This window comes from Bathymodiolus azoricus thioautotrophic gill symbiont (assembly GCF_001298715.1).
In the GTDB taxonomy this organism is placed as follows: Bacteria; Pseudomonadota; Gammaproteobacteria; order PS1; family Pseudothioglobaceae; genus Thiodubiliella.
Genome location: NZ_CDSC02000273.1, coordinates 1 through 991, shown reverse-complemented (window position 1 = coordinate 991; position 991 = coordinate 1). Strand labels below are relative to the sequence as shown.

The 991-nt window shown below is 31.3% G+C and carries 1 protein-coding gene and 1 pseudogene; both read left to right on the top strand.

Features of this window, described 5'->3' with window-relative positions:
- Positions 1 to 107: 107 nt before the first annotated feature.
- Positions 108 to 455 (top strand): annotated as a pseudogene (locus BAZSYMA_RS05370) (transposase); the annotation flags it as partial.
- Position 456: 1 nt separating this feature from the next.
- Entirely contained in the window at positions 457 to 807 is a 351-nt protein-coding gene (locus BAZSYMA_RS05365; protein ID WP_090716446.1) for a transposase, read from the top strand.
- Positions 808 to 991: the final 184 nt, after the last annotated feature.

Below are 991 nucleotides of genomic sequence, written 5' to 3'. Positions count from 1 at the left end.
TAAGAGGTATTTTAGCAAAAGTTGGTTGATTTGTCTAGGGTTATTGTTGGTTTTATTATTATAAATCAATTTGTTGTGTGGTTTTTAAGGGTTGACTATTTAATGACGCTTTAGAGAAACACCCACACCCAGAGATATTTAACACTGATCAAGGTAGTCAATATACCAGTGAGATACACACTAAACGATTAAAAGATTTAGGTATTACAATATCTATGGATGGTAAAGGTAGGGCTACAGATAATATCTGTATTGAGCGTTTCTGGAGGAGCGCAAAATGCGAAAGAATTTATTTAAATGAATATCAATCCATCAGTGATTTAATCACTGATGTGGATGATTATATTGAGTTTTACAATCATCAAAGATTCCATGAAACATTGAAATATAAAAAACCAATGGATGTGTATCAAGAAAGTATAAAATTGAATCAGGAAAAGAAGAAGGTCTCTTAAGATGTTCTATATAAGAAATTTTAAAAAGTTGTCAGGGTTTTTTGGTAATGTACTGTACTGGGCCATCTATGCAGATAAAGGCTATTGTGATAAACAAATTCATATTGATGCTAAACGCAAAGGTTGCAATCTAAAGGCTATCTTGAAAAACAATATGAAAAATAAAAATAAAAATAAGGGTAGAGACAGTTTTATCACAAAAATGCGTAGTCCGTATGAGCGAGTATTTTCTCAAACTAATCATCGAACAAGGTATAGGGGTGTTGCTAAAAATCAGTTTGCAATGTTTATGGAATCATTGGCGTTTAACCTTAAAAGAATGGTGATTTTAAATGAAGAGTATGGTTTTTAGGGGGGTATTGTTTGTTTTTTGTTGATTTTAAGGGAAATTGACAAAAAATGGGAAGATAGCAGAGTTTAATGGGGGGGTATGAAGAAAAAAATTGTGGAATAGCGGAGTTTGATGAGAGAAATATGGGGAAAAATTAGGTTTTAGATTTTTTTTAAAAATTATTTAAATTCAACGGTCTCATGAT

Coding starts and splice junctions, on each gene's coding strand:
- BAZSYMA_RS05365 (WP_090716446.1), top strand. CDS start 457: ATGTTCTATATAAGAAATTTTAAAAAGTTGTCAGGGTTTTTTGGTAAT.